1 protein-coding gene and 1 pseudogene are annotated in these 1,036 nt (G+C 55.0%); both read left to right on the forward strand.

Features of this window, described 5'->3' with window-relative positions:
• Positions 1 to 932, forward strand: a 932-nt coding sequence (locus tag HMPREF9163_RS11355) for a phage portal protein (protein ID WP_009441954.1), incomplete at its 5' end; no start/stop codon positions are given.
• Positions 922 to 1,036 (forward strand): annotated as a pseudogene (locus HMPREF9163_RS12630) (Clp protease ClpP); the annotation flags it as partial. The gene HMPREF9163_RS11355 and the pseudogene HMPREF9163_RS12630, both read left to right, overlap by 11 nt.

A 1,036-nucleotide genomic window follows, 5' to 3' on the forward strand; every position in this document is an offset into this window, starting at 1 on the left:
GGAATGCTTATGCACAAATTTTGCGGGATGGCAGAGGACGTGTTCTCGGACTTTATCCGCTGCTTCCGGACAAGATGGAAGTCAGCCGTGACAGTCGCACGGGTGAGCTTTACTACACCTATACGCGAAGCACGGAGGAGAATCCGAATTTTGCGGACAAGGGGCAGATTCGTCTGCGACGTGAGGATGTACTTCACATTCCGGGACTCGGATTTGACGGACTTGTTGGGTATTCACCTATTGCTATGGCAAAGAATGCCATCGGCATCGCTCTGGCAACGGAAGAGTATGGCGCGGCATTTTTCAAGAACGGAGCGCGTCCGGGCGGCGTGCTTGAGCATCCGGGCGTTCTGAAAGACCCGTCGAAGCTCCGTGAGAGCTGGCACGCAGTCTACGGCGGTACGATGAACACGGGCAGGATCGCCGTCCTCGAGGAGGGCGTAAAGTATCAGCAGATTGCCATACCGCCGGAGGAGGCGCAGTTCCTTGAAACAAGGAAGTTCCAGATTGACGAGATTGCACGTCTCTATCGTGTGCCGCCGCATATGGTCGGGGATTTGGAGAAATCCAGCTTCAACAACATCGAGCAGCAGTCGTTGGAGTTCGTGAAGTACACGCTGAATCCGTGGGTGGTGCGCTGGGAGCAGTCGCTGCAGAAAGCCCTGCTTACGGATAGGGAGCGGAAGGAATATTTCATCCGTTTCAAGGTGGACGGGCTTTTGCGCGGAGACTACAAGAGCCGCATGGAGGGATATGCCATCGGGCGACAGAACGGATGGCTCTCGGCGAACGACATCCGCAGTCTTGAGGACATGAATCCCATCGAAGCAGACGAGGGCGGCGATCTGTACCTCATCAACGGGAACATGACAAAACTGAGGGACGCAGGGCTGTTTGCCGCTAGGCAGAAGGGAGTAAGTGATGAAACGTAAATTTTGGAACTGGGTGCGAAACGAGGGAGAGAAGCGAACCCTTCTCCTTGATGGTGAGATTTCGGATGAGACGTGGTGGGGCGATGAAGTCACACCTCAGATGT

The organism is Selenomonas sp. oral taxon 138 str. F0429 (genome assembly GCF_000318175.2).
In the GTDB taxonomy this organism is placed as follows: domain Bacteria; phylum Bacillota; class Negativicutes; order Selenomonadales; family Selenomonadaceae; genus Centipeda; species Centipeda timonae.